This window comes from Streptomyces sp. Xyl84 (assembly GCF_059731885.1).
This window is the reverse complement of the sequence record NZ_AP029182.1, coordinates 3,920,786-3,946,505: the sequence shown is the minus strand read 5'-3', so window position 1 is coordinate 3,946,505 and position 25,720 is coordinate 3,920,786. Positions and strand designations below refer to the sequence as shown.

General features: G+C 73.1%; 30 protein-coding genes and 1 pseudogene. 7 read left to right on the top strand and 24 right to left on the bottom strand.

Going from position 1 to position 25,720, the window contains the following annotated elements; genetic code table 11:
• Positions 1 to 146: 146 nt before the first annotated feature.
• Both AC6I72_RS17175 and AC6I72_RS17170 read left to right on the top strand, forming a co-directional pair.
• On the top strand, positions 147 to 1,280 hold the full coding sequence (locus tag AC6I72_RS17175) for a C40 family peptidase (RefSeq protein WP_498001733.1): 1,134 nt from the start codon (positions 147 to 149) through the stop codon (positions 1,278 to 1,280).
• A 466-nt stretch (positions 1,281 to 1,746) separates the two neighbouring features.
• On the top strand, positions 1,747 to 3,153 hold the full coding sequence (locus tag AC6I72_RS17170; RefSeq protein WP_498001731.1) for a PP2C family protein-serine/threonine phosphatase: 1,407 nt from the start codon (positions 1,747 to 1,749) through the stop codon (positions 3,151 to 3,153).
• Between the two features lie 273 nt (positions 3,154 to 3,426).
• On the opposite strand, the gene AC6I72_RS17165 is transcribed toward AC6I72_RS17170, so the two are convergent.
• From AC6I72_RS17165 to AC6I72_RS17150, 4 genes and pseudogenes are all read right to left on the bottom strand, one after another.
• On the bottom strand, positions 3,427 to 3,777 hold the full coding sequence (locus tag AC6I72_RS17165; RefSeq protein ID WP_498001729.1) for a DUF2516 family protein: 351 nt from the start codon (positions 3,775 to 3,777) through the stop codon (positions 3,427 to 3,429).
• 99 nt (positions 3,778 to 3,876) lie between these two features.
• Complete coding sequence (locus tag AC6I72_RS17160; protein WP_498001728.1) at positions 3,877 to 4,581, bottom strand: hypothetical protein; 705 nt, start codon at positions 4,579 to 4,581, stop codon at positions 3,877 to 3,879.
• 85 nt (positions 4,582 to 4,666) lie between these two features.
• Entirely contained in the window at positions 4,667 to 5,260 is a 594-nt protein-coding gene (locus AC6I72_RS17155) for a helix-turn-helix domain-containing protein (RefSeq protein ID WP_498001726.1), read from the bottom strand.
• A 72-nt stretch (positions 5,261 to 5,332) separates the two neighbouring features.
• A pseudogene (locus AC6I72_RS17150) lies at positions 5,333 to 5,758 on the bottom strand (RraA family protein); the annotation flags it as partial.
• Between AC6I72_RS17150 and AC6I72_RS17145 the strand changes: the two are divergent.
• Complete coding sequence (locus AC6I72_RS17145; RefSeq protein WP_498001724.1) at positions 5,738 to 6,031, top strand: hemerythrin domain-containing protein; 294 nt, start codon at positions 5,738 to 5,740, stop codon at positions 6,029 to 6,031. The pseudogene AC6I72_RS17150 and the gene AC6I72_RS17145 sit on opposite strands and share 21 nt — an antisense overlap.
• Positions 6,032 to 6,083: 52 nt before the next feature.
• Here the strand turns inward: AC6I72_RS17145 and AC6I72_RS17140 are convergent, their stop codons facing one another.
• The 3 genes from AC6I72_RS17140 to AC6I72_RS17130 form a co-directional block, all read right to left on the bottom strand.
• Positions 6,084 to 7,211 carry a phosphotransferase gene (locus tag AC6I72_RS17140; RefSeq protein ID WP_498001722.1) on the bottom strand — a complete coding sequence of 376 codons (1,128 nt, stop codon included), beginning with the start codon at positions 7,209 to 7,211 and terminating at the stop codon, positions 6,084 to 6,086.
• A gap of 285 nt (positions 7,212 to 7,496) precedes the next feature.
• A complete protein-coding gene (locus AC6I72_RS17135) occupies positions 7,497 to 8,267 on the bottom strand; it encodes an HAD family hydrolase (RefSeq protein WP_498001721.1) in 771 nt (256 codons plus the stop codon).
• Entirely contained in the window at positions 8,216 to 9,094 is an 879-nt protein-coding gene (locus AC6I72_RS17130; RefSeq protein ID WP_498001719.1) for a GntR family transcriptional regulator, read from the bottom strand. Before AC6I72_RS17130 ends, AC6I72_RS17135 begins: the two co-directional genes overlap by 52 nt.
• Before the next feature lie 127 nt (positions 9,095 to 9,221).
• Between AC6I72_RS17130 and AC6I72_RS17125 the strand changes: the two genes are divergently transcribed.
• Complete coding sequence (locus AC6I72_RS17125; RefSeq protein ID WP_037857129.1) at positions 9,222 to 9,410, top strand: hypothetical protein; 189 nt, start codon at positions 9,222 to 9,224, stop codon at positions 9,408 to 9,410.
• A gap of 21 nt (positions 9,411 to 9,431) precedes the next feature.
• Here the strand turns inward: AC6I72_RS17125 and AC6I72_RS17120 are convergent, their stop codons facing one another.
• The 3 genes from AC6I72_RS17120 to AC6I72_RS17110 form a co-directional block, all read right to left on the bottom strand.
• A complete protein-coding gene (locus AC6I72_RS17120; protein ID WP_498001718.1) occupies positions 9,432 to 10,352 on the bottom strand; it encodes a FadR/GntR family transcriptional regulator in 921 nt (306 codons plus the stop codon).
• Positions 10,353 to 10,675: 323 nt separating this feature from the next.
• The gene (locus AC6I72_RS17115; RefSeq protein ID WP_498001717.1) at positions 10,676 to 12,025 is read right to left on the bottom strand and encodes a GNAT family N-acetyltransferase; all 1,350 of its coding nucleotides are present in this window, start codon (positions 12,023 to 12,025) and stop codon (positions 10,676 to 10,678) included.
• 296 nt (positions 12,026 to 12,321) lie between these two features.
• Positions 12,322 to 13,071 (bottom strand): RsiG family protein, encoded by a 750-nt coding sequence (locus AC6I72_RS17110; RefSeq protein WP_498001716.1) that lies wholly within the window; start codon positions 13,069 to 13,071, stop codon positions 12,322 to 12,324.
• Positions 13,072 to 13,243: 172 nt separating this feature from the next.
• Between AC6I72_RS17110 and dtd the strand changes: the two genes are divergently transcribed.
• Positions 13,244 to 13,669: a D-aminoacyl-tRNA deacylase gene (dtd, locus tag AC6I72_RS17105; RefSeq protein ID WP_037857295.1), complete on the top strand. Its 426-nt coding sequence runs from the start codon at positions 13,244 to 13,246 to the stop codon at positions 13,667 to 13,669.
• Between the two features lie 21 nt (positions 13,670 to 13,690).
• On the opposite strand, the gene ygfZ is transcribed toward dtd, so the two are convergent.
• From ygfZ to AC6I72_RS17075, 6 genes are all read right to left on the bottom strand, one after another.
• A complete protein-coding gene (ygfZ, locus tag AC6I72_RS17100) occupies positions 13,691 to 14,656 on the bottom strand; it encodes a CAF17-like 4Fe-4S cluster assembly/insertion protein YgfZ (protein ID WP_498001715.1) in 966 nt (321 codons plus the stop codon).
• 9 nt (positions 14,657 to 14,665) lie between these two features.
• A complete protein-coding gene (locus tag AC6I72_RS17095; RefSeq protein WP_498001714.1) occupies positions 14,666 to 15,118 on the bottom strand; it encodes a Fur family transcriptional regulator in 453 nt (150 codons plus the stop codon).
• Positions 15,119 to 15,153: 35 nt separating this feature from the next.
• A complete protein-coding gene (locus AC6I72_RS17090; protein ID WP_498001713.1) occupies positions 15,154 to 15,729 on the bottom strand; it encodes a heme-binding beta-barrel domain-containing protein in 576 nt (191 codons plus the stop codon).
• A 226-nt stretch (positions 15,730 to 15,955) separates the two neighbouring features.
• Complete coding sequence (locus AC6I72_RS17085; protein ID WP_498001712.1) at positions 15,956 to 16,852, bottom strand: hypothetical protein; 897 nt, start codon at positions 16,850 to 16,852, stop codon at positions 15,956 to 15,958.
• Positions 16,849 to 17,679 carry a hypothetical protein gene (locus AC6I72_RS17080; protein ID WP_498001711.1) on the bottom strand — a complete coding sequence of 277 codons (831 nt, stop codon included), beginning with the start codon at positions 17,677 to 17,679 and terminating at the stop codon, positions 16,849 to 16,851. The genes AC6I72_RS17085 and AC6I72_RS17080 overlap by 4 nt, the downstream gene beginning before the upstream one ends.
• On the bottom strand, positions 17,676 to 18,326 hold the full coding sequence (locus AC6I72_RS17075) for a hypothetical protein (RefSeq protein WP_498001709.1): 651 nt from the start codon (positions 18,324 to 18,326) through the stop codon (positions 17,676 to 17,678). The genes AC6I72_RS17080 and AC6I72_RS17075 overlap by 4 nt, the downstream gene beginning before the upstream one ends.
• Positions 18,327 to 18,600: 274 nt before the next feature.
• Between AC6I72_RS17075 and AC6I72_RS17070 the strand changes: the two genes are divergently transcribed.
• A complete protein-coding gene (locus AC6I72_RS17070) occupies positions 18,601 to 18,963 on the top strand; it encodes a DsrE family protein (protein ID WP_498001708.1) in 363 nt (120 codons plus the stop codon).
• Between the two features lie 34 nt (positions 18,964 to 18,997).
• On the opposite strand, the gene AC6I72_RS17065 is transcribed toward AC6I72_RS17070, so the two are convergent.
• The 8 genes from AC6I72_RS17065 to AC6I72_RS17030 form a co-directional block, all read right to left on the bottom strand.
• Positions 18,998 to 19,255, bottom strand: a complete 258-nt coding sequence (locus tag AC6I72_RS17065) for a DUF3099 domain-containing protein (protein WP_037857147.1) — start codon at positions 19,253 to 19,255, stop codon at positions 18,998 to 19,000.
• Positions 19,256 to 19,365: 110 nt separating this feature from the next.
• Positions 19,366 to 19,653 carry a DUF1416 domain-containing protein gene (locus tag AC6I72_RS17060; protein WP_006139129.1) on the bottom strand — a complete coding sequence of 96 codons (288 nt, stop codon included), beginning with the start codon at positions 19,651 to 19,653 and terminating at the stop codon, positions 19,366 to 19,368.
• A 50-nt stretch (positions 19,654 to 19,703) separates the two neighbouring features.
• Complete coding sequence (locus AC6I72_RS17055; protein WP_498001707.1) at positions 19,704 to 20,549, bottom strand: sulfurtransferase; 846 nt, start codon at positions 20,547 to 20,549, stop codon at positions 19,704 to 19,706.
• 130 nt (positions 20,550 to 20,679) lie between these two features.
• Positions 20,680 to 20,760, bottom strand: coding sequence for an Ms5788A family Cys-rich leader peptide (locus AC6I72_RS17050; protein WP_351055874.1), 81 nt, complete (start codon positions 20,758 to 20,760; stop codon positions 20,680 to 20,682).
• Positions 20,761 to 20,934: 174 nt separating this feature from the next.
• Positions 20,935 to 21,654 carry an LmeA family phospholipid-binding protein gene (locus AC6I72_RS17045; protein WP_498001706.1) on the bottom strand — a complete coding sequence of 240 codons (720 nt, stop codon included), beginning with the start codon at positions 21,652 to 21,654 and terminating at the stop codon, positions 20,935 to 20,937.
• Between the two features lie 117 nt (positions 21,655 to 21,771).
• Positions 21,772 to 23,151, bottom strand: coding sequence for a hypothetical protein (locus AC6I72_RS17040; protein WP_498001705.1), 1,380 nt, complete (start codon positions 23,149 to 23,151; stop codon positions 21,772 to 21,774).
• Positions 23,152 to 23,153: 2 nt separating this feature from the next.
• On the bottom strand, positions 23,154 to 23,408 hold the full coding sequence (locus AC6I72_RS17035; RefSeq protein ID WP_498001703.1) for a MoaD/ThiS family protein: 255 nt from the start codon (positions 23,406 to 23,408) through the stop codon (positions 23,154 to 23,156).
• A gap of 33 nt (positions 23,409 to 23,441) precedes the next feature.
• Positions 23,442 to 24,446: an alpha/beta hydrolase gene (locus tag AC6I72_RS17030; protein ID WP_498001701.1), complete on the bottom strand. Its 1,005-nt coding sequence runs from the start codon at positions 24,444 to 24,446 to the stop codon at positions 23,442 to 23,444.
• Between the two features lie 301 nt (positions 24,447 to 24,747).
• Here AC6I72_RS17030 and AC6I72_RS17025 point away from each other — a divergent pair, with 301 nt between their 5' ends.
• On the top strand, positions 24,748 to 25,548 hold the full coding sequence (locus tag AC6I72_RS17025; protein ID WP_498001700.1) for a response regulator transcription factor: 801 nt from the start codon (positions 24,748 to 24,750) through the stop codon (positions 25,546 to 25,548).
• Positions 25,549 to 25,720 lie beyond the last annotated feature (172 nt).

Here is a 25,720-nt window from a genome sequence, read left to right as displayed (position 1 = left end):
CGATCTCTGCCGACCGCACGTCCCACAGACGGGGGCCGGTGCGGGCGGAGCACCGGGGGCCGGGCCCTGTCGTTCCGGGCGCAGTCGTGGCAGTATCCCCCGGACGAGACATGTTACTGACGGTAAATCAGCTTGGGGGCGGGGTTATGGGACGGGGCAGGCGCAGTGTGCTCGCGGCGGCCGTGACCGTGGTCTGCGCGGTCACCCTGCTGGGGGCGTCCGGCACGGCGTTCGCGAGCGCGGGACCCGACCGGGAACCGACGTCCCCCGCGACGAAGCCGCCCGCCGCCCCCTCCCCGTCCTCCTCCCCCTCGTCCACGCCCTCCGTCACGGTCCCGCCGGACAAGGACCTGGAGGCGGTCCGCACGAAGCTGGACCAGCTCTACCACGACGCGGCCGTGGCCACCGACGCGTACAACGCCGCCGAGGAGCGGGCCGAGCAGCAGTCCGCCCAGGTCACCGACCTGTCCCGGAAGATCGTCGAGCAGCAGCGGAAGCTGGACGAGCTGAAGGACCGGGCCGGCGCCGCCGCCCGCGCCCAGTACCGCACGGGCGGGCTGCCGCCCCAGGCCCAGCTGCTGCTCAGCAACGACCCGCAGCAGTTCCTCGACGGGGCCGGACGGCTCCTGGAGGGCGAACGGGCGACCAGCGGGCTGCTCCAGGACATGACCCACACCCAGCAGGACTTGGAGCAGTACGCCTCCGACGCCGCCGACCGCCTGCGGAAGCTGGAGGACAACCGGAAGGCCAAGGCCGCGGCGAAGAAGCGGATCCAGCAGCGGATCAAGGAGGCGGAGCAGCTCCAGGCCACGCTGGAGAAGCGGCAGCAGGAGCGGCTGGCGCAGCTGGAACGGCAGGCCGCCCAGCAGGCTCAGGCGGCATGGCTGGACACCGGCATCCTCAAGGAGGTCAGCGGCGGCGCGACCGAGGCGGACAAGAAGGCGGTGGCGTACGCCACGGCCCAGATCGGCAAGCCGTACGAATGGGGCGCGGAGGGCCCCAGGACGTACGACTGCTCCGGTCTGACCTCGCAGGCCTGGGCGGCGGCCGGACACCCCGTGCCCCGCACCTCGCAGGAGCAGTGGAGGCAGCTCGAGCACGTGTCCGTGAAGGACATGCGCCCCGGCGATCTGATCATCTACTTCGGCGACGCCAGCCACGTCGCGATGTACGTCGGCGAGGGCAGGATCGTCCACGCCCCGCGCCCCGGCCGCACGGTCACGCTGGCGGGCGCGGGCACGATGCCCATCCTGGGCGTCGTACGGCCGGACGCGGACTGAGGGCGACGGGCCTCCCGCGCCCCTGCGCGCGGACACGGCCCGAGGGGGCCCGCGTCCCTGCGCGCGGACACGGACCGAAGGGGGCTGGGCCCACGCCCTTGGGCCCGGACGCGGCCGAGGGGGCGCATGCGCCTCCTCCCCCACCCCGGGCGCCGCCCCGAGGACTCTCCTCCCCCCTCCCGGGCGCCGCGCGGAGGACCGCTCCGTCCGCCCGGTGACCTGGACCATGTGACCCATCGCACGCCCGGTCGGCGCCAAACCTCTCCTGACGTGACCTTCGTCATTCCACAGCGCGCGGCACGGTGCCCAACTCCGTTGCGGATCGCGGCATATGACAGTGGCCGAAGCGCGAGCGACGCGCCTCACACCATTCCCCCGCGGCGCCGACTACCGCTATGGTCCCCGTCGGTGGAACGAGGTCCCTCGTGCCGCCATGCCCGCGGGGGGAGGGAAGGAACCCGAAACGATGCCCGTGCCCGTACCGCGGCAGCGAGAGACACCGGCCGCGGAGAGCGGCCTGGCGCAGACCGTGACCCACGGCGGCGGCCCCTCCGCAGCACAGGCCCCGCACGGGGAAGCCACCCGAGCCGCAAAAGCCACGAAAGCCCCGGAGGAGAACGCGAAGGACACCACGGTCGAGAAGGACGACCGCACCGCCGGCCACGCCGCCCACGGCACGAACCTCACGCTGCTGCTGATCGAGGACGATCCCGGCGGCTCCCCGATCGTGCCCGAACTGCTCGACGCGGCCGGCAAGCCGATCCGCGTCCGCACGGCCCGCAACCTCACCGAGGCCTCGCGGCTGCTCACCGACGACGTCCACTGCATCCTGCTGGACCTCGCGCTCCCGGCCCCCGGCCGGTCCGGCGCGGGTTCCGGCGCCGGACCGGCCGGTGACGACGACGAGCTGGCCGTCCTCAAGCAGGTGCTGGAGCTCGCGCCCCGGCACGCCGTGCTCGCGCTCACCGCGTCCGGAGACGCCGAGCGCGGCGCCCAGGCGGTGCGCTTCGGCGCCCAGGACTACCTGCTCCGCGACGAGCTGGACGGGCCGCTGCTGAGCCGGGCCATCCGGTACGCGGTCGAGCGCAAGCGCTCCGACACGGCCGAGCGCCGGCTCGCCGAGGGCCGGCTGCGCGCGCAGGAGAACCGCCGTCTGGAGCGCGGCCTGCTGCCGACGCCCCTGCTGGACGGTTCGACGCTGCGGTTCGCCGCCCGCTACCGTCCCGGGCGCTCGCGCGCCCTGCTCGGCGGCGACTTCTACGACGCCGTCCGCACCCCCGACGGCACCGTGCACGCCATGATCGGCGACGTCTGCGGGCACGGCCCGGACGAGGCGGCGCTCGGCGTGGAGCTGCGCATCGCCTGGCGGGCCCTGACGCTCGCCGGGCTGTGCGGCGACGAGCTGCTGAACACGCTCCAGCAGGTGCTGGAGCACGAGCGGGCCGACGACGAGATCTTCGCGACGCTGTGCACGGTGGACATCGCGCCGGACGGGCGCCGCGCGGGCCTGTGCCTGGCGGGCCACCCCTCGCCGCTGGTCATCACGCCGGGCCTGCCGGCCAGGCTGCTGCCGTACGACAACAACGGCCCCGCGCTCGGTCTGCTGCCCGGCGCCCGCTGGCCCCGCACACAGGTGGAGCTGGGCGCCGAGTGGAGCCTGATGCTCTACACCGACGGCCTGATCGAGGGCCGGACGGGCCAGGACGGCGAACGGCTCGGCCAGGACGGGATGCTGGAACTGGTCCGTCGCCAGCTCGGCCAGGGGCTGCGCGGCGAGGACCTGCTGCGGGAGGCGGTCAACGAGGTCCGCGCGCTCAACGGCGGTGAACTCACGGACGACGTCGCGGTCGTCCTGCTCGACCGGGAGCCTTAGCAGCGGCACGGCGCGGGCGTCCGTACGGCGCCGCCAGGGATCGCGGGCGCGCTCACCCGGGAGCAGCAGGGGCGGCGGGCGCCCGGGAAGCCGTAGGCGCGGCGCCCGGAAGCGGCAGGAGCGGCGGGCACCCGGGAAGCCTCGGGCGTCGGCCGCGGGAGCGGTCGTGGGCGTCGTACGCCGAAGGCAGTCGTGGGCGCGGGCCGCCGGACCCCGGCTTCCCGCGCGCCACGGTCGTACGCGCGATACGGTCGCCGCGGCCGAAGGCGGGTGCTACCGGCCGCCGTTGTACGGCCCGTACGGACCGTCGCTGCTGCTGCCGCCGCGACGACGGCCCCAGCCGCCACCGCCACCGGAGACCTGCTTGAGCGCGGGCCGTACGTCCACGATGTAGACGATGCTCGCGATCACGCCGATGATCGGCAGGAACGACAGGATCGAGAACAGGTAGCTCACCACGAGCGCCAGGCCGAGGACGATCAGCCAGAACACCTTGTTCTGCTTGTCGGCGGCGCGGAACGCGTCCTCGCGCCGGATCGCGGCGTCGCACAGCCCGAACGCGGCCAGGACCATGAGCAGGATCTTGAGGATCCCCAGGAACCCCGCGAAGCCCAACATCAGCATGCCGTCCACCGCCCGTTCTCTCCGACGCCTACGCCGCCACCGTACCCGGAGAACGGGCCGGGCACCCCAAGGGTGCCCGGCCCGTCCGGCGTGCGGTCCTCACTTGGCGGGCGGCGTGGTCTTCTTGGCCGCGGGGGCGGTGGCGGTGGTCCGGCGCGTGGCCGGGGCCTTCTTGACGGGCGCCTTCCTGGCCGCCGGCGCGGCCTTGGCCCCGGCGGACTTCTCCTCGCTGACCACGACCGGCTCGGTCCTGGGCTGCGCCTTGCGGGGGGCGGCCTTGGGCTCGACCGCGACGGCGAGTTCCTCGACGTCCTCGGCGATGTCCTCGATGCCCTCGGCGGCCTGGCCGCGCCAGGTCCGTACCGCGTGCTCGCCGTGCTCGGCGACCTTCTCGTAGGTCTCGCGGGCCTTCACGGCGTACTCGGCGGCGACGCCGACCCCGCGCAGGGCGAGGTCCTGGGCGCTCTCACCGAGCTTCTTCAGGTCGGCGTCGAAGTTCGTGCTGAGCTTCTTCAGGTCGGAGTCGAGCGAGTTCAGGAACTCGCCGACCCGGGACTGGACGGTCGCCTGCGTCTCCTTGACGCGGGCGCCGGCCTCCTTGGCGCGGGCGGCGGCCCGCTCCTGGACGGCCTTCGGGTCGGTGTTGCGCACGGCGTCGATGCGGGCCGGGGCCTCGGCGGCGAGCTGCTCCACCAGGGCGGGCACCTTCCTGGCCTGACGCAGGGCCAGGTCCGCGGTGCCCGCGGCGAAGTAGAGCGGGGTGGGGTCGCTGAGGGTCTTGCGCAGGTCGTCGGCGATGGCCATGGTGATGATCCTCCCGGATCGCTTTCGGCTGAGGGTTGTGGTGTGCCGCGGTGCACCGGCCGCCGGGCCCTTGCGGGCCCCGGTATCAGCCGGCCGCCTCCCGCGGACCGGTGTCGCTGCCGCCGGACGCGGAGCTGGGGCGCTCGGCGGGGCCGGGGCGGCCGCCGTCCCGTGCGGGAGCGGCGGCGGACCGTATGGTGCCGTTGCCGGCGCCGTCGCCGCCGTGACCGTCACCGGGGCCGCCGGCACCGCCTGGATCCCCGGCACCGTCCGTGTCCCCGGCGCCGTCGGTGCCGCCGGTCTCGTCCCTGCTGCCCGTCCTGCCGGGCCCGAACCCGTTCTCCTTGCGGAAGGACTCGTAGATCTGGAGCAGCACCTGCTTCTGCCGCTCGTCGAGCGTGGGGTCGGCCAGGATGACGGCGCGTGTCTCGACTTCGTCGCGGTCTCGCTCGGCGTCGAGGATGCCGGCCCGCACGTACAGCGTCTCGGCGGAGATCCGCAGCGCCTTGGCGACCTGCTGCAGCACCTCCGCGCTGGGCTTGCGCAGCCCGCGCTCGATCTGGCTCAGGTACGGATTGGACACCCCGGCGGCATCGGCGAGCTGCCTGAGCGACAACTGCGCGTTGCGCCGCTGCTCGCGCAGGTACTCACCGAGATTGCCGACGTTGAGCGATGCCATGTCTCCACCATGCACCACCTTCGCTAACAATTGCAAGCACACTGCTTGCAAGAGTGCGCCCCCGTGTCGCCCTCAGCCGACCGGTCCCGCCTCCTCGTACCCCTGCTCCTCGAGGATCGCGTCGATGCGGGAGCGGTGGGCCGCTTCCCAGTCGTCCAGGGACCGGGCGGCCTCCTCGGCGAGCTTCGCGCGGGCGGCCGGCAGGATCTCCCCGGCGCGGGCGGCCGGGACGATCACCACGCCCTCCTCGTCGGCGACGACCACGTCCCGCGCCGCGACGTGGACCCCGCCGCAGCGCACCCGCTCGTTCAGCGGCCGCACGGCGGACTTGCCGCCGGGAACCGGGACGACGCCGCGGGCGAAGACGGGGAAGCCCAGCGCGCGCACCTCCGCGAGGTCGCGGATCAGGCCGTCGGCGACGAACGCGGCGACGCCCCGGCGCTGCGCGACGGCGCACACGTTGCCGCCGGCGAGGGCGTGGTCCAGGTCACCGGACTCCCGCCTTTTTCTCTGCGCCTTCCGCACAGCCCACGCACCGCAGCGCCCACCGCGCTCCGTGCCAGAAGCCCGCCCAGAGAAAGCAGACACCGCGAGGAGCACGAGCGGATCGCCGTCCTGGTGGAACGGCTGCGGCGGGCGGTCTCCGCCGGCGGGACGGCGGAGGGTGCCCGCGCCGAGGCGGTCCGTCTGACGGAGGAGCTGGAGGCCCACCTGGACCGCGAGGAGGAGCAGTTGGTCCCGCTCCTCGACGCCGCCGCCGGCACCGCCTGACCCGTCCCGCCCCACGGGATCCCGTCCGGCCCCCTGCCCGGTCACGGGCGGGTCAGGGGGCCGGGTCGCCCCGCCCCGCCGGTTCGCCCCGCCGGGGGCCGTGGATGCGGTGCCAGCGGGCGAGGGCGGCCGCGACGGCGGCCGGGGCGGGTACCGACTCCAGGGCCAGCGGGTGCGCGGCGGCCACCAGGACGCGGTGCAGCTTCCCGCCCAGCGCGGTGAGGGTGCGCCGGTCGGGCCCGGGACCCGTGCCCAGGGCCAGCGCCGTCCGGATGACGTCGGTGAAGACCGACTGCGCCTTCTTGAAGCCGACGAGCAGTTCCAGGTCGTGCTCCCAGCCGCGGGAGCTGCCGGGCCGGACGGTCTCCGCGGTCCGGCACCAGGCCTGCGTCATCCGGCGCGCCTGCCACCGCGGGTACCGCATCAGGTAGAGGTGAGTGGCGAGGTCGTAGAGCGGATCGCCGAGCATGGCCAGTTCCCAGTCGATCGTCCACAGCCGGCTTTCCGCGTCGACGATGAAGTTCTCCCGGTGCAGATCGGCGTGCAGCAGGCAGAAAGGGCGCTCGCGCAGCCCCTTCAGGTGCTTGCGCAGCCGTCTGAACGCCTCGCCGTCGATCCCCAGGTCCGCGAAGAGTTCCCCGAAGTCCGCGAGGTTGCGGGCGTAGACGCGCTCCTCGGCGAAGTGCACGAGCCGTTCGAGGAACGCGGCGGTGTCCCCGTCGGCCGGCCGGTCGGCGGCCTCGCAGCGGCGCTCGACGGTGAGCATGCCGGGCGTCACCGCGATCAGCTGGCCGAACAGTTCGACGATCTGGCCGAACAGCCCGCCCGGCACGGCGTTTTCGGACGCGCACAGCGCGCCGAGGGTGCGGCCCTCGATGAACCGCTGCAGACCGATGCCGCCGGCTTCGAGAAGCTCCGGGATCCGGCCGATCCGGCCCCGCAGGGCCGCCAGCAGCTGCTCCTCGGAGGCGAAGCAGCGCCGGTCGAACCAGAGCAGGTCGCTGCGCGGCTCCCGGCACTTCCACCGCCCCGGACGCAGCGCGCCCAGCTCGCCCGCCAGCGGGAAGGCGTACGTCTCGTGGTGGTACCCCTGAAGGGGCCCTTCGACCCGGCTCGGGTCACCGCTCGCCGCGAGGGCACGCAGCCGGGCGCGTGAAGCCGGTGGAGGGGACCCGGGCACGGGCGGAACGAGTGAGGGTGAACCGGTCCCGGACGGACCGGGTTCGGACGGACCGGGTTCGGGTGCGTCCAGTCCGAGTGAAGCAAGTTCGAGCGGCATGGCCCGTTTCTTTCGCCTTGAGCCCCCCGGGAGGGTCGCACCCGGCCGCGGGGGCGGACCCCGCCGAAGGGTGCTGAAGTGGGAACACGTTACTCCCACCTCGCCACGGAGGGTGACCCGAACCTCTCGGGCCTCACCACGCGTCGCACCGGCGCGGGACCACGGCCGGGACGGTGCGCCGGGGTCTCAGGCGGGGCGCAGGGCCGCCAGCAGGTCGCTCAGGGACCGTACGACCGTCCTCGCGCCGGCCTCCTCCAGCAGGCGCGCCTTGTGCTCGTTGCGGGCGTAGCCGAGGAAGTGCACGCCCGCCCGCCGGGCGGCCTCCAGGTCGGTGGGGGTGTCCCCGATCATCAGGGCGGTGGAGGGGGCCGCCCCCATGGCGCTGAGCGCGCGGTGCAGGCAGTGCGGGTCGGGCTTGAGGTGCCGCAGCTCGCCGGTCCGGCCGTACAGGTGCGGCTGGAAGCAGGGCAGCAGGCCGCGCCCCTGGAGGTAGGCGCGCACCACGGCCGGTGAGTTGTTGCTGGTGACGGCCGGCCGGGCGCCGACGGCGGTCCAGGTGCGGATCAGCGGGTCGGCGTACGGGGTCGGCATGGCCGTGACCGCCGCCTTCAGCTCCTCCTGGGTGAGGCGCTCCTCCAGCTCCGTCACCAGGTCGCTGCGCGGGCGCCGGCGGTCCACGGCGCGCAGGAGCGCGTGCGGGTCCAGCGGCTCCCGCTCGTCGTCGCTCAGCAGCCCGTGCAGGCCCTGCTGTCCGAGCCAGTCGAGCAGGCCGTGCGCCACCCGCTTCGCGGAGTGGCCCGCGAAGAGGCGGCAGATCGGGCCGTCGAAGTCCCAGAGGACCACCTGCGTGCGGGAGACCAGGTCCCGCAGCGCCCGCATCCCCGGCTGCGTCGTGTCAGAAGTCACTAGGAGAGTGTCAGGTCCGTGGTGATGGTTTCCCAGAGGGCGTCGAACCACTTCTGGGATTCGGTGACGAACGCGGCGTCGCGCTGTCCGGCCCGTTTGAGGAAGGAGAAGAGCAGGGACTGGGAGCCGAGGACGTCGTACATGTCCAGGGTCTCGTCGCCCCAGTCCTCCTCGCGCCGGGTGAGCGTGTAGTAGCCCATGAGGGCTTCCTCCTCGCCCAGCAGGTAGAGCTTGACCGGCGGGGTGAAGGGCAGCGCGCGGAAGGTCACCCGCACGTCGATGCCGTGGGTGGCGCGCAGCGACATCAGGTTGTGCCGCAGCACCTGGCCCTGCGCGTTGCGCATGGCGAGCCAGCGCTGGTGGACCACGTCGTCCTCGCCGCGGCCCGCCACGGGCACCGGGAAGGCCAGCGCGATGTTCCTGGACGGCACCAGGACCCGGACGTCGACGACCTCGGGGCGTATGCGGCCCTCGTGGATCAGCCGGAGCGGCTCGCCCATGGCCAGCATCAGCGTCTCCGCGGTGTGGGAGACGACGTCTATGCGCACCCGGCGGTTCGTGAACGCCTCGGTCAGCCGGGGGGCGAGCGCGACCATGGTCGGCTGCGGTTCCTCCCGCGCGGGGGCGGCGTCGGCGATCCTGGGCGGGCTGCCCTTGCTGACGTTGCTGAGCAGCCCGTCGCCCTGCAGGGCCCGCAGCGCCTGGCGCACGGTGCCGCGCTCCACCCCGAACTCCTCGGCGAGTTCGGCCTGGGTGGGCAGGCGGTCGCCGGGTTTCAGCTCGCCCGCGCGGATCCGCTCGCGCAGGGCGTCGGCGATCTCCTGCGGAGAGTTCCTCCGGCTGCCGTCCACGGCCAGGTTCTCTTGGGTCACAACCAAACGCTACAACTTCGATTCACTTGGCGGGAGTTGTTCTAGATCTGTTTCGAACTATCGCCAAGTGGGGACAACTGAGAATAAGTTGGCTGCCAACTTGAGCGAGTTGGCGATAGAAGGGGGAATCGCCGTGCCTGTCCTCGCCCTCCTGTCCGCCCTCTTCGTCGTCGGCTTCGAGCAGATCGTCCAGTGGAAGTACGGCGCGACGGGCCTCGTGGGCCTGCTGCTGCTCACCGTCGGCATCAAGGCCAAGAGCCCCGCCCTCAGCTCCGCCGGCGCGGTCGTCCTGGCGATGCTGGTGGCGGGCCCGGCCCTGTGAGCGGCCCCGCCGGGGAGCACCTCAGCTCGTGAGCACCAGCTCCGAGCTGATCGTCTCCCACAGCGCGTCGAACCAGACGTGCGACTGCTCGACGAACGCCGTGTCGCTCGGCCCGGCGCCCTCCGCGAAGGAGAAGAGCATCGAACGGGTGCCCTGCGCGTCGTAGAGCTGGAAGGGCTCGTGGTCGATCTCCTCCTCACGGCGCCGCACCCTGTAGTACGCGAACAGCGCCTCCGTGCCGTTGAGCAGGTAGAGCTTGACCGGCGGGGTGAAGGGCAGCGCGCGGAAGGTCACCCGCACGTCGATGCCGTGGGTGGCGCGCAGCGACATCAGGTTGTGCCGCAGCACCTGGCCCTGCGCGTTGCGCACGGCCAGCCACCGCGTGCGCAGGCGGTGGTCCCGCGCGGAGGGGTCCACCGGCGCGGGGAAGGCCAGTTCGATGTCCCGGCTGGGCAGCAGCACCCGCACGTCGACCTTGGCCGGTTTCAGCCGCCCCGCGTGGATCTGCCGCAGCGGCTCGCCCATGGCCAGGGTCAGCGAGACGGCGGTCAGGCACAGCGCGTCGATCTCCACGTGGGAGGCGGTGAAGGCGGCGGCGATACGGGGCGCGAGCGCTGCCGTGGTGGGCAGCGGCGGGGCGGCGGGGCCGGTGAGGGCCCGTTCCGGGAGGGCCGCCACGGTCGCCGGGCTCCCTTTGGTCACATGAGTGAGCAGATGCTCCGACTGGAGGATGCGCAGGGCCTGCCGGACGGCCCCGCGCTCGACGCCGAACTCGGCGGCCAGCACGGCCTGCGTGGGCATGCGCTCACCCGGGCGCAGCACACCGGTCCTGATCCGCTGCCGCAGTTCGTCGGCCACCTCGTGGTGTGACCTCTGTGGCCGCCGTGTCCTCTTCCGCCCACTGGCCAAGGCGTGTTCCGGGTCCACCACTGAACGGTACAACTTCTCGCCATCTTTGGGCAGTTCAGGGAAAGGTGGTTATGAGCCGCTTCCAAGCGGAGATAAGTAGAGAGAAGTTGGTGGCCAACTTGCCGGACATGGTCGAACCTCTGGCCGGTTGGTTCCACGGTGACACAGGGGGTTACGTCGGACCGCGCTCCCCTCCGGAGGGGAGCCGGGGGCCCGGTCGGCGACACCGCACAGCCACAACCGAAGAGCGTCTCGCAGCACCGCCACAACTGAAGACCGTCCCCATGGCACAGCCACAACAGAACAGCACGCTACGGATCGTCACCCCCGTCACGGTCACCGGCAGGAAGGAGCGTTCAGAACAGGTCCGGGCACCACGGTCGCCTGGACGTACGCAGCAGGGCGTCGGCCACCTCGGCGGCGCCCGCTCGTTCTTCCCGGACGCGGCCGAGCGCCGCGAGCCGGACCGCCGACTCGTCCCCCAGCCACAGCGGCGCCAGCTCCCTGACGTGCAGCGTCAGATCGGCGCTCCGCGTCGTCGGTGTGCAGGACGCACCGGTGGGTGAGGCCTCCAGCCGCCAGCGGCCGCGCGCCCATCCGCTCTCGTCGGCGACCTCCAGCACCAGCGTCCCGGACCCGGCGTAGGTCCGCGCCTCCAGCGCCCGGACGACGTCCAGGATCCGCACCCACAGCCAGTCGGCCTGTGTGGTGATCACGGCCGCGCGCGGATCGGGCAGGAGGAGGGGCAGCAGGTCGTCCGGGGCCCGCCAGCCGCTCTTCACCTTCGTCACCCAGTCCGTCGAGCACACATGGAGCCACAGCGCGCGTTCGGCGGCCGGGGACACCGCGATCAGGTTCTTCACGGCGGCGGTGTTCAGCGGCTGCTTGGCGTCCGTCCAGGTGTCGTCGCAGACGTAGGCGGCCAGGCCCTCGACCGTGCCGTCCGCCGCGCGGTACACGGCGTAGAACGGCTCGGTCCACGGGCTGTGCTCCAGGCGCACCGCTCCCGTGTTGACCTGCCACCAGCGCTCCGGGCGGTCGATCGCGCCGGGCTGGACGCGGCGCAGCCGCTCGTGCAGTGCGGGGCCGAGCGCGCGTACGTCGTCGCCGTCGACGAGGTCGATCCGGCCCCCGCCGTCCGGGACCGGCCGGCGGGGGTCCAGGCCCGCCCGCGGCACGTCGATCGTCCACTCGGTGGCCCAGGTGGCGGGGCCGAAGCCGTAGCGGCCGTAGATCGGGTACTCGGCGGCGACCAGGGTGGCGACGACGTCCCCGCGTTCCTTCGCCGCCGCGAGGTCCCGCGTCATCATGCGGGTGAGCAGGCCGCGGCGGCGGTGGGTGGCGGTCACGGTGACGCCGGAGATGGCGTCGGCGGGGACGGCCGCGCCGCCGACGGCGGTGAGTTCCTGGTCGAAGGAGCGGAACGTCGCCACGCACCGGCCCCGGTCGAAGGCGCCGAGCGTCCGCGACGCGAGGTAGTGCGGAGTGCGTTCGGCGACCTCGTCGTCGGAGACGACCGGACTGCGCAGGAACCCGGTGCTCAGGGCACGGATCCAGTCGGGAACGTCGGCCTCCTCGACTCGGCGGATGTCGATGCCGGTGGAGTGGCGGTCGGGGTCGGCGGGGAGCCGGTGGCCGTCGGTGGGGTGCGGGCGGGTGCCGGTGGGGAGGCGGTCGGTGGCGGTGGGGTCGTGGTCGCCGGTCATGGCTCGACGGTAGGGGGCCCAGGGGGACGTGTCGCGGGCTTTTCCCGGCAGCGCCCCGCCTGCCGGGCACGCGGCCGGTGACCTCCGCCCGGTCCGCCTCGCCCGGCCGGTGGCCTCCGCCCGGGCCGCCCCACTCGGCGGGTTCCAGCCGGGCCCGGCGGTCCGGCGGGTCGGGCCGACGGGTGGGGCCGGCCGGCCCAGCCGAACCGGCCGGCCTCGGCGAACCCCGCGGGCCCGCTGGGTGCTGCGCGCCATGGCGGCCCGGGCCCATCGGGCCCATCGGGCCGCCGCCCCTTTCAGATGAGGAGGTCGTCCACCTGGGCCTCGCCCTCGCGGTAGCGGCGGGCGATCTCCGCGCTGCAGCCGTCGGCCGTGTGCTGGAGCTGGTGGCGGCGGCGGGAGACCTGCTGCTCGTACCGGACGAGCCGGCCCATCGCCGCGCCCAGTTCGAGGTCGGTGCGGGCGTCGAGGTCCGACAGCTCCACTTCGGCGAGCATCTGTGCGGACAGCCGCCGGTACTCCTCGCCCTGCGGGGTGCCCAGCGTCAGGTGCCGGGCCGAGGAACGCTGGGGGGCGGGCGCGTCCCGGAGGATCTCCGCGAGCCGTTCGACGACGGACGCCCCGCCGTCCTCCACGGCCGGGGCGGGCCCGGCGCCGTCCCCGCCGGACGCCGTCCGCGCCGCGCCGCCCCGCCGGGCCAGCTCCGCGCGCAGGATGTCGATCCGTCCCTGGAGCAGCCGCCGTACGTAACTCAGGTCCGCCTCGTCCCGTTGGGCCCTGCGGCGCAGGGCGCGCAGTTCCGGCAGGCTCAGCACCGTCAGGTCGGGCTCGGCCGGCTCCATGGCCAGCAGTGGGTCCGCCACGGGTGCCTCCGGTAGCCCCTCGGTGCTCGCGGGCCGGTCCGCGGCGGGCGGCGGATCCGACGGCAACGGCGGGCTGTCGGTACGCTGCACCGGCGGCCGGTGGGCGATGGTCTCCGCGACCGCCGTGCCGAGGGGCGGGACCGCCCCGGGCTGCGGTTGCGGCTCGGTACTCGATGTGCTCATGCGCCTCAACCGTCCCCTCGACCGGCGCGTACGGAAGCATCGTGCCACCCTGAGTCGCCGGTATGTGACCGAGTGCCCCCGATCAGCCCCGGATGGGGGGTTACGAAGCATAAAGAAGCACGATATGGACGTCGGTCCGGAGGCCGCGGCGGCGCCCGGCATCATGGTCGGCATGCGTGCAGTGGTGCAGAGAGTGGACGGCGCGAGCGTCGTCGTGGAGGACCGGACGGTGGGGGCCATCGAGGGCGAGGGTCTGTGCGTCCTCGTCGGGGTCACCCACGAGGACACCAAGGAGAAGGCGGCGCAGCTCGCCCGCAAGCTGTGGACGATCCGCATGCTGCAGGACGAGAGGTCGTGCAGCGACACGGGCGCCCCGCTGCTGGTGATCAGCCAGTTCACGCTCTACGGCGACGCCCGCAAGGGCCGCCGTCCCACCTGGAACGCCGCCGCGCCCGGCGAGGTCGCCGAACCGCTGGTGGACGAGGTGGTCGCGCAGCTCCGCTCGCTGGGCGCGACGGTGGAGACGGGCCGTTTCGGCGCGCGGATGCGGGTGTCGCTGACGAACGACGGCCCGTTCACCGTCCTGCTGGAGATCTGAACCGCGGGTGCGGCCGGCCGGCTACGGCTCCACGACCACTTCCTGCGCCGCCGCCGTGTCCCCGGCCATGAGCCGGGCGTCCACGGGGACGTTCCGCTTGACCAGGGCCAGGGCGACCGGGCCCAGTTCGTGGTGGCGTGCGGACGTGGTGATCACGCCGATCCGGCGGCCGTCGGGGCCCTCGTCGGCGAGGCGGATCTCCGTGCCGTGCGCCGGCAGGTGCACCTCGCTGCCGTCCAGGTGCAGGAAGACCAGGCGGCGCGGCGGCTTGCCCAGGTTCTGCACCCGGGCCACGGTCTCCTGACCGCGGTAGCAGCCCTTCTGCAGGTGGACGGCGGTGCCGATCCAGCCCAGCTCGTGCGGGATGGTGCGGTGGTCGGTCTCGAAGCCGAGCCGCGGCCGGTGCTGCTCGACGCGCAGCGCCTCGTGGGCGAGGAGCCCGGCGGGCGGGCCGCTGCGGGCGGCGTACGACTCCAGCTCGGCGCGGGGCAGGAACAGGTCGCGGCCGTAGGCGGTCTCGCGGACGACGGCGCCCTCGGGCACCTCGGCGATCGAGCCGGCCGGCAGGTGCACCACGGCGACGTCGGCGGTGCGGTCGGCGACCTCGACCCGGTAGAAGAACTTCATCGACTCCAGGTAGGCGATCAGCGCCTCCTGGGTGCCGGGCTCCACATGGGCCCAGACCGTCTCACCGTCGTCGACCAGATAGAGCGCGTGTTCGATGTGGCCGTTCGCGGAGAGGATCAGCGCCTCGGTGGCCCGGCCGGCCGGCAGGTCGCTGACGTGCTGAGTGAGCAGCAGGTGCAGCCAGCTCAGCCGGTCCTCGCCGGAGACGGTGACGACACCGCGGTGCGACAGGTCGACGAAACCGGTGCCGTCCGCGAGCGCGCGCTGCTCACGGAACAGGTCGCCGTAGTGTGCGGCGACGCCTTCGTCCACGCCCTCGCCGGGGACGGCACCGGGCAGCGACAGCAGGGGGCTCTTCATACGGCAAGCCTACGACGTGCCCGGTGTACTCCCCGGGGAACGGTCCCGGCCGGAACAGTCCTTGCACCGGCCGAAGATGGCGAAGTGCTTCATGTCGGTGTCGAACCCGAACTGCCGGCGCAGCTTGGCCGTGAACTCGGCCGCCACCTCGACGTCGGCCTCGATGACGTTGTCGCAGTCGCGGCAGACGAGGTGGAGGTGGTGGTGGCGGTCGGCCAGGTGGTAGGTGGGGGCGCCGTGGCCGAGGTGGGCATGGCTGACCAGGCCCAGCTCCTCCAGCAGCTCCAGCGTCCGGTAGACGGTGGAGATGTTGACCCCCGACGCCGTCTTCCTCACCTCGCCGAGGATGTCGTCGGGGGTCGCGTGCTCCAGGGTGTCCACGGCTTCGAGCACGAGCTGACGCTGCGGCGTCAGCCGGTAGCCGCGCTGCCTGAGATCGCTCTTCCAGTCGGTGCTCACCACACCGGAGAGTCTAGGCCGCCCGGGCGTGCCCGGGACTACTTGAAGAAGGCGATGCCGTCGTCGGGCAGGTCGTCCGGCAGGGCCTTGGCCCAGCGCTCGACCTCCTCCGGGGTGACGACCTTCTTCAGGTGGGCCGACATGTAGGGGCGCAGCTCGACCTCGGGGGTCTGCTTCTCGCCGACCCACATCAGGTCGCTCTTGACGTAGCCGTACAGCCGCTTGCCGCCGGAGTAGGGGGCGGAGGCGGCGGTGCGGGCCACGGTGTCCGTGGCCAGGTCGATCTGCGGCTTCTTGTCGGCCAGCTCGCCGTACCAGACCTCGATGACGCCGTCGTCGCGGACCATCGTGACCTCGACCTTGCGGCTGCCGTCGATCCGCCAGAAGCCGGACTCGGACTCCAGCGGCCGTACCTTGTTGCCGTCGTTGTCCAGCACCCAGGTGTGCGAGTGGTACTCCAGGAAGTCCCGGCCGTCGTGGGTGAAGGTGACCTCCTGGCCGAAGTTGCACTTCTCCGCGCCGGGGAAGTCGTGCACACCGGCACCGGCCCAGTTGCCGAGCAGGAAGGCGAGGGGGACCAGGTCCTTGTGGAGGTCGGACGGGATCTCGATCATGAGCGGTGGCTCCCGGACGTCGTCAGCGCTGGCCCTGGTACAGCTTCTTCACGGTCAGGTAGGCGAAGGCGAGGACGCCGACGCAGACCAGGACCAGCAGGGTTTCGAAGAAGATCTCCACGGGGTGCTCCTTGTCGAGCGCGGTGCGGTACGTACGTACACAGGGCCGGGCCCCAGCTTAGTCGGCCCGGGCCCGGCCCTCTTGGTGAGGTGCTCCCTCACCCGCTCAGCCGAGCAGTTCGCTCTGCAGCGTCACCGTCTGCTGGAACGGCACGGCGGCCGCGGAGCCCTTGCGGGACTGGACGACCAGGGCGAGGACGTCCCCCGCGCGGAGGTAGGCCTGCCGGACCTGCTCGGCGCCGTAGGGCTTGGTCTCCACGTAGGCGACGCGGTCGACGCCGTCCACCCGGGAAGCGGTCGGGAAACCGTTGTCGAAGACGGACCGCTCGACACCCGCCAGCTCGTACCCGGGGCCGCCGGACTGGGAGAGCCCGCTGTCGTACAGGTGCTGCACGACGGCCGCGGTGTCGAACTGCAGCAGGTAGATCCGCGTCCGCGTGCCGTCCGGCGTGGTCCAGCCGCGGGCGGTGACGTGCCGCAGGCCGTGGTCGGTCAGCTGCTGCCCGAACTTCTCGCGGTCCTGCGAACGCGCGTACGCGGCGAGGAAGTCCTTCGGCGCCAGCCAGCCGCCGGTGCCCCGCAGCGCCGCGTCCTCGCGGGCGCCGTGCGGCGCGGGCAGCACCAGGGCGCGCAGGTCGGCGTAGTGCGCGCCGGCGGTGTTGTTCGAGTCGTCCCGGCTGAGACTGCCGGACGGCAGCGGCGGCCTGACGATCGGCGGGTAGTCCCAGCGGCCGTCGGACGCGGTGGCGAGACCGGGGAGGTCCGTACGGTCCGCGCGGGTGATGCCGTACGCCGTCCCGGCCCCGGCCACCGCGAACACGACTACGGCGGCGGTCCACCGGAGCAGTGCGCGCAGCCGGGGGCGGTCCCGCCCGGCGGGCGGGGCGGGTGCGGTGAGCGCGGGCGCGGGGTCCGTGGCCGGCGGCGGGGTCGCGGCCGGTGGTTCGGGAAGAGTGCCCTTCGCGCTCTGCCCGGCGGTCGCTTGGGTGGTCTGCTCGGTCATACCGCCTGCCCCGATCCCTTGATGCGGTCGAGCTGCTTGCGGAACATCCGGGCCGCGTCCTCGGTGTCGAGCGGTTTGACCGCCTGCATGGTCGCGCTGACCAGGACGTCGTCCTCGTACCCGGAGCAGATCATCGCGTCGAGCTTCTCCTCGGAGTCCGCGGGCGGCAGGAAGCACCGGGCGTTCTTGTGCCCCTCGATCTTCGGACCGGCGCGGAAGATCCTCAGCGTCTCGAAGAACTGCTGCTGGTAGCCGGCGATGGAACGCACGGTCCTGCTGCTGCCCATCCGGGAGAGCACGATCTGGACGGTGTAGGCCTTTTCCGCGTAGGAACTGACGCCGACCGCGGCACCGTCGTTGATGTAGCTGCGCATCACCATGCCCTTGACGTGCTGCTTGTCGATCTCCCTCGCCAGCTGCCGCCGCTGGGAGCTGGGCAGGTTGCGCAGCGCGTCCTTTCGCAGCTGGGTGGCCTGCGCGCCGCTCAGCTCGGCGTCGTTCCCGAACTCACCCATGTCGGGGCCGCGTACGAATTCCTGGCTCCCGTAGGGCAGCAGCATCGCCTTCAGACCGGTGGCCGGGGCCTGATGCTGCTCGGCGGCGGACTTCGGCAGGCGCCAGATCGGAGAGCCGGGGCCGCGGTCGGCGGCGCGCACGGTGGTGACGGTGTAACCGGTGCCGCCGACGAGCGCGACGAGCAGCACGACGCACCCGGCGACGACGCCCGAGCAGCGGCGGCGCGGGGCGGGCACGGCTGCGGAATCGGGAGCGGGAGCGGGGGCCGGCACGGACGACTGGACCGGCTGGTCCGACTGGTTCTCGTTCACAGCCGTCCCATCTGCCGCTGGGCCAGACTCATGATCTCCTTCTTGGTGATCGGCTTGGTGTCGTAGACGTAGATCTCCATCACGATGTCGCCGCGCCAGGCGTGGGCCTCCGCCTCGTACATCGGCAGGTATCCCGGCTTCCGGTGGGGCTCGGTGGCCGTGTACGCCATGCCGGAGCCGGTGCCCGGGATCGGCCAGTGGTGGCCGTGGATCTCCCGCTCCGCCCAGTACATCGCGCCGGCGGCCTGGCCCGCGGCGGTCAGTTCCTCTTCCTGGCGGTACTGCGCGAGACGGATCTCGACCTCATGGGTGTCGCCCGTCTCCCACCTGGTGCCGACCGCCCGCCGGAAATCGTCCGAGAGGTCGTTGCCGAACGCCTTGTCCGGTTTGGTGAACTCGTGCGCGTACTCCGTGAGGCTCATCCAGCCGTCGCCGTTCGCGCCGTACGGATCGTCCCGGGCCCCCTTCGGCCGGTCGACCAGCAGTTTGCGCAGGTCGCCGTCGGTCTTCACCCGGCGGTCCTGCGCGGCCGGCAGCGGTTCCGCCTCGCCCTCGGCCTGCTCGACCACCGGCTGGGAGAGCGGCGGGAGCGGGGTGGGCTCGCGGTCCGCCTGGACGACGTACCCCGTGCAGGTGCCGGCGACCACGCCGAGCACGGCCGCGGCGGCGACGAGCAGCGCAGTGCGCCCTAACCGCCTCGGCGGTGCTTGCGGACCCCCCTGCGCCCCCGGAACCCCCAGAGTCCCCTGCGCTTCCGGACCCTTCTGTGCTTCCGCACCCCCTTCGGGCGCGGAAATCGGTCTTTCCGGTACTTCCAAGACGTGCCCCCACAGAACATGAAGCGCGCCTTCCGTATGCGCGCTGCACAGGAGACCCCTGGGCAGGGCCCGTAGTTGCAAGGGGGTTGATTACGATTCGGGCATGGCGAAGAAGCTCGTGATCAAGGTGACGGCCGGTGCGGACTCCCCCGAGCGGTGCTCGCAGGCGTTCACGGTCGCGGCGGTGGCCGTGGCCAGCGGTGTGGACGTGTCCCTGTGGCTGACCGGGGAGTCCTCCTGGTTCGCGCTGCCCGGCCGGGCGGCCGAGTTCGAGCTTCCGCACGCCGCCCCGCTGCCCGATCTGCTCGATTCGATCCTCGCGGCCGGCCGCGTCACCCTGTGCACGCAGTGCGCGGCCCGCCGGGACATCACGGAGGAGGACGTCGTCGAGGGCGTGCGGATCGCGGGTGCGCAGGTCTTCGTGCAGGAGGCGCTGGCCGACGGGGCGCAGGCCCTCGTCTACTGAGCGACGGCACCGCGCCGTACCGCGGCGGTCGCCGTCACCGGCGTTTCTTGCCGTCCAGCTCGTCCCACCACTCGTCGGACTTCGGGTCGCCGGACGGGTCGTCCCACCAGCGGTCGTCCGGGCCGCGCCGGTTGGCGACCATGGCGGCGACCGGCGGGATGACCATGGCGAACAGACACATGCCGACGGCGGCCGGCACCGACCAGATGCGCACGACCCCCCACGCCAGGACGAACAGCGTGATGCAGGTGCCCATCATGGCGAAGTAGGCGTGGCGGCGCCGTGCGTACATACCTTCAGGGTAGTTCGGCGCCCCCCTGCGCGGCGGGTGCGCGGACAGGCCGGAGGGCCGCACCCCTGGCGTCCAACCCCGGGGTACGGCCCTCCGCGTGCTCGGCGGCCTCAGACCGCGATCGCGACCTCCGCGAGCCCGCCCTGCTGGGCGACCACCGTACGGTCCGCGCTGCCGCCGGGGACCAGCGCGCGCACGGTCCAGGTGCCCTCCGCGGCGTAGAAGCGGAACTGGCCGGTGGCGGAGGTCGGGACCTCCGCGGTGAACTCGCCGGTCGAGTCCAGCAGGCGGACGTAGCCCGTCACCGGCTCGCCGTCACGCGTCACCTGCCCCTGGATCGTCGTCTCACCGGGCTTGATCGTCGAGGCGTCGGGGCCGCCGGCCTTCGCTCCACACATGGCGTACTCCTGAAGAGAGGTCTTGAGAGGTCGGTACGGTCGGGTCCGTCTTACTTGCCGGAGCCCAGCTCGATCGGCACGCCCACCAGGGAGCCGTACTCGGTCCAGGAGCCGTCGTAGTTCTTGACGTTCTCCACGCCCAGCAGCTCGTGCAGGACGAACCAGGTCAGGGCGGAGCGCTCACCGATGCGGCAGTAGGCGATGGTGTCCTTGGCGAGGTCCACGTCCTCGTCGGCGTAGAGGGCCTTCAGCTCCTCGTCCGACTTGAAGGTGCCGTCGTCGTTGGCGTTCTTCGACCACGGGATGTTCTTCGCGGACGGGACGTGGCCCGGACGCTGCGACTGCTCCTGCGGCAGGTGGGCCGGGGCGAGCAGCTTGCCGGAGAACTCGTCGGGCGAGCGCACGTCGACCAGGTTCTGCGCGCCGATGGCCTTCACCACGTCGTCGCGGAAGGCGCGGATGGAGGTGTCCTGCGGCTTGGCCTTGTAGTCGGTCTTCGGGCGCTCGGGCACGTCGGTGCCGTCGACCAGCTCGCGGGCGTCCAGCTCCCACTTCTTGCGGCCGCCGTCGAGGAGCTTGACGTTGTCGTGGCCGTAGAGCTTGAAGTACCAGTAGGCGTAGGAGGCGAACCAGTTGTTGTTGCCGCCGTAGAGGACCACCGTGTGGTCGTTCGAGATGCCCTTCTCCGACAGCAGCTTCTCGAAGCCGGCCTGGTCGATGAAGTCACGGCGGACCGGGTCCTGGAGGTCGTCGGTCCAGTCGATCCGGATGGCGTTCTTGATGTGGTTCTTGTCGTACGCGGACGTGTCCTCGTCCACCTCGACGATGGCGATGCTCGGGTCGTCCAGGTGCTCCTGGACCCAGTCGGCGTCGACCAGGACGTCACTACGGCTCATGCTCAATCTCCTCCGGGGCAGTTACGGCGGGGCGTGCGGGTGCGTGGCTGCGCGCTCGGGGTGCGAGCGGCGCACGGATGCCCTTCGAGCAGGGCGGCTGGGAGACGCGGAGCCTCGGGAGGGCTTCCGCTCAGAAGGGGCGACAGAGCATGGCGGCAACGCGGCACAGGTCCACTGCCCGCCGCTTCGTGAGATCCGCCTGTCGCCTCATGCCGTCGATCGTAGGGAGGGACAGGCGGCCATGTCACCGGCGTGTCGCATCATGAGACGGGATCGTCCGTGATGTGGGACACGGGAGGAAACGGGCCAGGGCCCGGGCCGCCCGGGACTGCCCGTTCCCGGCGGTGCGACTGCGGTGCGGACGGGGTGTCTCGCTCCTCGGACGTCACTGCGTGAGCTTGACGTGCGACCCCTTCACCGTGATCTCGACTCCGTCCTTCGCCGCCCGCACCGAGTCGAGTCTGATGCCTCCCGGCAGCTGGTCCAGCGCCTGCTGGAAGTCGGTGATGGCCCGCATCCGGCTCTCGGCGAGCGCGAGGCCGGCCAGCTTGGGCATCCCGTCGGCCGTGACGCGCATCCTGTCGCCCTCGACCTCGATCGAACCCAGCACGTGGACCACCGGGAACGACGCGATCCGCACGGCCAGCCTGATCTTGCCGCCGCCCCCGTCCGAGAGGCCCACCACCTGCGCCTTGAGGCCGAAGCCGATGTCGGTCGGCGTCGGCCTGGCGGCCTTCAGCAGCTCGTCGTAGGCGATGGTCGCGGTGCCGGTGGCGCGGGCGGCGGTGGCCGAGCGGTAGTCGCCGGAGAACTCCACGCCCCTCATGTCGGCCTTCAGGTCGTCGATACGGATCCTGTCGCCCTCGCCGGTGGCCGCCTCGTAGTCCTTGATGCCGACCTCGACGTCGTCCAGCTCACCGCCCGCCAGCTGGGTGAGGAACGGGAAGCCGTGGATGGACACGTCGGGACTGCTCGCCAGGTGCTCCGCGCTGCGCAGCCGGTCGGCGACCTGGCCCTCGGCGAAGTGCACCGCGACGCGGTCGACCACCACGAACAGCACGCCCAGGACCACGACGACGATCAGCAGCACTCGCAGGGCACGCATCCGGTGTTCCCCCACCTCATCCGTCCGCGACGACCGGGCGGCCGTCCTTCGCGAGCGTAACCCCGCCCGGATGGGGGACCGCGGGATTGTCGATCACCTGTGACAGCACCGGACGGCTCAGCCCAGCGCGCGCCCCAGCACCCACACCACCGGCGCCGCCGCCGACAGCGGCAGGGCGACCCCGGCCGTGAAGTGCACGAAGCGGGAGGGGTAGTCGTAGGCGGCCACACGGTGCCCGATCAGGGCACACACCGCGGCGCACGCCCCGAGCAGCGCGCCCTTGGCGCCCAGGCCCGTCATGCCGCCGACGGCGATGCCCGCGCCCGCCGCCGCGAGCAGCGCGACGACCGCCGACGCCGCGGCGGGCAGCGGCAGCGCACGCGCCAGGACGGCCACCGCGACCGCCGCCGCGCCCACCGCGACCGCGTCCGCACCGCCCGCCAGATAGCCGGTCGCCAGGATCGACAGCGCCGCCGAGGCGACGGTGGCCATCAGGCCGTACATCCGCTCGTCCGGGTCGGCGTGGGAGCGCAGCTGGAGGACGAGGGAGAGCAGCACCCAGACGCCGAGCGTGCCGAGGATCGCCGCGGGCGCGTGCTCGCGGCCCGCGCCGAGCACCGCCGCGTCGCTGACGAGCGCGCCCGCGAAGGCGAGGGCGATGCCCTGCCGGGCGGGCCACATGCCGTTGAGCCGGAACCAGCCGGCCGCCGTCACCGCCTGGAGCACCACCAGCGGTACGAGCAGCGCGTACGTCCCGGCCTCGGCCGCACCGGCCAGCAGCAGCCCGAGCAGCGCCGTCAGCGCGGCGGGCTGCATGCCCGGGTCGATGATCGGCGAGCGGCCCTCCGCGCGGGCCCGCTGGGCGTCGGTCACCCGGGTGTTGCCGCCGACGGTGGCGGGACCGTACGCGGGCTCTTCGGAGGCCGGGTCCTCCGGGGCGGAGGGGGCCGCGGGGGCCGCGGGGGCGGGGCCGGTGGGGGCCGGCGCCGCGTGGGCCGCCGCCGGGTGCGGCTGCGGCCGGGCGTGCGGCGCGGGGTGGGCCTGCGGCTGCGGCTGGTGGTCCAGCTGGGGCAGGTAGGCCGTCTGTGCCGCGGGTTCCGGGGTCGCGACGACCGGCTGCCCGTGGGTCTGGGTGTCCCAGGTCTGGCCCTGCCACTGCTGGGCGGGACCGGCGTACGGATCGTCGTACGCCTGCTGCCGGCCGGGCCAGGCCTGGGGCTGGGGCTGCGGCTGGCCGTACGGGTACTGCTGCGGCTGGGCGTGCGGGTACTGCTGCGGCTCGGCGTGCGGGTACTGCTGCTGGGGGGCGGGCGCCTGCGGGTGGGCGGCCTGCTGCCCGTACTGCTGCTGGTGTGGCTGGTGGTGCTGTGGCTGCCCGGGGTGGTGCTGGTGATGCGCCTGGTGCTGCTGGTGCTGGGCGGCGTAGGGGTCGTAGCCCTCGTACGCGCCCTGCCCGGAGCCGTCGTACCCGGAGCCCTCATACGGCTGGTCGGTCATGCTCACCCTCCTGCGAACGGGGGGAGCACCTCGACCGTGCCGCCCTCGGTCAGCCGTACCGTCTCGTGATCGCGCGTTCCCACGGGGTCACCGTCGATGAGGAACGAGCAGCGCCGCAGGACGCGGACGAGTTCGCCGGGGTGCCGCTCGCGCACCGCGTCGAGCGCTCCGGCGAGCGTCTCCGCCTCGTACGGCTCCTCGGCGACCTGGGCCGCGGACTTCGCCGCCGCCCAGTAGCGCACCGTGACCTTTGCCATGCCGTTCCTCGAGTCACTCGGTAATGGACATGGTCAGGTTAGGCCCTCCCGAGAGATGGCCCAGTGTGCGATGCGGTGCAGGAGGGCCTCGGGGGCGGCGTTCTCGGCGTGCCCCATGCCGGGCTCCAGCCAGAGTTCGCCCTGGTCACCGGCTGCCGCGGCCAGCATCCGGGGGTGGTCGAGGGGGAAGTACGCGTCCCGGTCGCCGTGCACGATCAGCAGCGGGGCGGGCGCGATGCGGGCCGCCGCCTCCACCGGGGAGAGCGGGACGGGGTCCCAGTCGCGGTGGTGGATCCGGGTGCGGAACGCGTACCGGCCGACCAGGCGGCCCTCGGGGCGCATGACCATCCAGTGCAACCGGCGCATGGGGGCCGTGCCCCGGTAGTACCAGCGCGCTGGGGCGCTCACGGACACCACGGCGTCCGGGTGCTCCGGATGCTCGGAGTGCTCCGGATGCGCCACTTCGCGCGCCGCCGTGCGCCCCTCGGCGCCCGCGCGGGCCGCGGCGCCGGGGCGGGCTCCGGTGCCGGGGCGGGCTCCGGTGCCGGGGCGGGCTCCGGTGCCGGTCCTGGCTGCGGAGCCGGTGCCGCTCTCCGGCCGGTACAGCGCCGCGTGCCGCAGCACCACCGAGCCGCCCATGGAGAAGCCGACGGTCACCACGCGCGCGTGCCCGAGGCTCCGCGCCCACCCCACCGCCGCCGCGAGGTCGAGCACCTCCCGGTCGCCGACGGTCGAGCGCCCCGTGGAGGCGCCGTGGCCGCGGAAGGAGAACGTGACCACGGCGCCGTGGTGCGCGAACGCCTCCGCCACCCGGCGCACGTGCGGCCGGTCCAGGTCGCCCGTGAATCCGTGGGCGATCACGAACACGACGGGCGGTGTCCCGGATGCCGCCCCCGCCACCGTCCCCGGCTCGTACAGCGCGTCCACCGCCACCCCGTCCGACGTGCGCAGGAACCTCCTGACCCGTGCGGGCGGCGCCGTCTCGGACTCCGGGACGATCGTCGAACGCGCCACATGACCTGCCGAATCCGAGCTCATGTCGGCTATTCTGCTGCGAAGAGGACTCGGGCAGTGAAGCCCCCGGGTCCTTTTGTGCTTTCGGCGGGCGTTGTATACGACGCGGGAAACCGCAGGTGTACGGGGCCTTCGGGAGCACAGTGGCTCTTGGGTTCGTGCAAGGCCCGGGATCCGCGGCGGGTCCCGGGGCGCGGGATCCGCACCACAGACGAAGCGACGAACAGTGCCGCACACGTCCTCGCAGTGGACCCGAGGAGGAACCAGACGCCATGGACGAGCGAACCGTGCACGACCATCCGACGACCCGGACAGGGGGGTCGCGATGAGTTCCCTGCTGCTCCTGACCAACGCACTCCAGCCGTCGGCGGAGGTGCTCCCCGCCCTCGGCCTGCTGCTGCACAACGTGCGGGTGGCCCCGGCCGAGGGGCCCGCGCTCGTCGACACCCCGGGCGCCGACGTCATCCTGATCGACGGGCGGCGCGACCTGCCGCAGGTGCGCAGCCTGTGCCAGCTGCTGCGCTCCACCGGACCGGGCTGTCCGCTGCTCCTCGTCGTCACGGAGGGCGGCCTGGCGGCCGTCACCGCGGACTGGGGCGTCGACGACGTGCTGCTCGACACGGCGGGCCCCGCCGAGGTGGAGGCCCGGATCCGGCTGGCGATGGGCCGCCGGCAGATGGTCGACGACGACTCGCCCATGGAGATCCGCAACGGCGACCTGTCCGTGGACGAGGCCACCTACAGCGCCAAGCTGAAGGGCCGGGTGCTGGACCTCACCTTCAAGGAGTTCGAGCTGCTCAAGTACCTCGCGCAGCACCCGGGCCGCGTCTTCACCCGTGCCCAGCTGCTCCAGGAGGTCTGGGGCTACGACTACTTCGGGGGCACGCGGACCGTCGACGTGCACGTACGGCGGCTGCGGGCCAAGCTCGGCCCCGAGCACGAGTCCCTGATCGGCACCGTGCGCAACGTGGGATACCGGTTCGTCACCCCGGAGAAGCCCGAGAAGGCGGACCGGGCCGCGGACGAGAACAAGGGCGGGACGAGGACGGCCGGCCGCACCGGGCGCGGAACCGGCGAGGCCGGCGACGGCGCCGCCACCGGCGCCCCGGCCCGCGCGGAGGCGTGAGCGGGCGCGGCAGGCCCGCGCGCCGGCCCGCGCATCGGCGCCCGGCGCGCTGCCCGCGTGAGGGCGCGGGGCGTGCGGAGGCGTGAGCGGGCGCGTGGGGCGTGCGGGCGGCAAGGAGGCGTGAGCGGGCGCCGCAGGGGCCGCGCGGCGGTGTGAGCGCGGCGGCCTCGCG

Excerpts from the sequence above, each read along its gene's own strand:
- AC6I72_RS17175 (WP_498001733.1), top strand. The coding sequence starts at position 147 with ATGGGACGGGGCAGGCGCAGTGTGCTCGCGGCGGCCGTGACCGTGGTC.
- AC6I72_RS17170 (WP_498001731.1), top strand. The coding sequence starts at position 1,747 with ATGCCCGTGCCCGTACCGCGGCAGCGAGAGACACCGGCCGCGGAGAGC.
- AC6I72_RS17165 (WP_498001729.1), bottom strand. The coding sequence starts at position 3,777 with ATGCTGATGTTGGGCTTCGCGGGGTTCCTGGGGATCCTCAAGATCCTG.
- AC6I72_RS17160 (WP_498001728.1), bottom strand. The coding sequence starts at position 4,581 with ATGGCCATCGCCGACGACCTGCGCAAGACCCTCAGCGACCCCACCCCG.
- AC6I72_RS17155 (WP_498001726.1), bottom strand. The coding sequence starts at position 5,260 with ATGGCATCGCTCAACGTCGGCAATCTCGGTGAGTACCTGCGCGAGCAG.
- AC6I72_RS17115 (WP_498001717.1), bottom strand. The coding sequence starts at position 12,025 with ATGACCGGCGACCACGACCCCACCGCCACCGACCGCCTCCCCACCGGC.
- AC6I72_RS17110 (WP_498001716.1), bottom strand. The coding sequence starts at position 13,071 with ATGAGCACATCGAGTACCGAGCCGCAACCGCAGCCCGGGGCGGTCCCG.
- dtd (WP_037857295.1), top strand. The coding sequence starts at position 13,244 with ATGCGTGCAGTGGTGCAGAGAGTGGACGGCGCGAGCGTCGTCGTGGAG.
- ygfZ (WP_498001715.1), bottom strand. The coding sequence starts at position 14,656 with ATGAAGAGCCCCCTGCTGTCGCTGCCCGGTGCCGTCCCCGGCGAGGGC.
- AC6I72_RS17090 (WP_498001713.1), bottom strand. The coding sequence starts at position 15,729 with ATGATCGAGATCCCGTCCGACCTCCACAAGGACCTGGTCCCCCTCGCC.
- AC6I72_RS17085 (WP_498001712.1), bottom strand. The coding sequence starts at position 16,852 with ATGACCGAGCAGACCACCCAAGCGACCGCCGGGCAGAGCGCGAAGGGC.
- AC6I72_RS17070 (WP_498001708.1), top strand. The coding sequence starts at position 18,601 with ATGGCGAAGAAGCTCGTGATCAAGGTGACGGCCGGTGCGGACTCCCCC.
- AC6I72_RS17065 (WP_037857147.1), bottom strand. The coding sequence starts at position 19,255 with ATGTACGCACGGCGCCGCCACGCCTACTTCGCCATGATGGGCACCTGC.
- AC6I72_RS17060 (WP_006139129.1), bottom strand. The coding sequence starts at position 19,653 with ATGTGTGGAGCGAAGGCCGGCGGCCCCGACGCCTCGACGATCAAGCCC.
- AC6I72_RS17055 (WP_498001707.1), bottom strand. The coding sequence starts at position 20,549 with ATGAGCCGTAGTGACGTCCTGGTCGACGCCGACTGGGTCCAGGAGCAC.
- AC6I72_RS17050 (WP_351055874.1), bottom strand. The coding sequence starts at position 20,760 with ATGAGGCGACAGGCGGATCTCACGAAGCGGCGGGCAGTGGACCTGTGC.
- AC6I72_RS17045 (WP_498001706.1), bottom strand. The coding sequence starts at position 21,654 with ATGCGTGCCCTGCGAGTGCTGCTGATCGTCGTCGTGGTCCTGGGCGTG.
- AC6I72_RS17040 (WP_498001705.1), bottom strand. The coding sequence starts at position 23,151 with ATGACCGACCAGCCGTATGAGGGCTCCGGGTACGACGGCTCCGGGCAG.
- AC6I72_RS17035 (WP_498001703.1), bottom strand. The coding sequence starts at position 23,408 with ATGGCAAAGGTCACGGTGCGCTACTGGGCGGCGGCGAAGTCCGCGGCC.
- AC6I72_RS17030 (WP_498001701.1), bottom strand. The coding sequence starts at position 24,446 with ATGAGCTCGGATTCGGCAGGTCATGTGGCGCGTTCGACGATCGTCCCG.
- AC6I72_RS17025 (WP_498001700.1), top strand. The coding sequence starts at position 24,748 with ATGAGTTCCCTGCTGCTCCTGACCAACGCACTCCAGCCGTCGGCGGAG.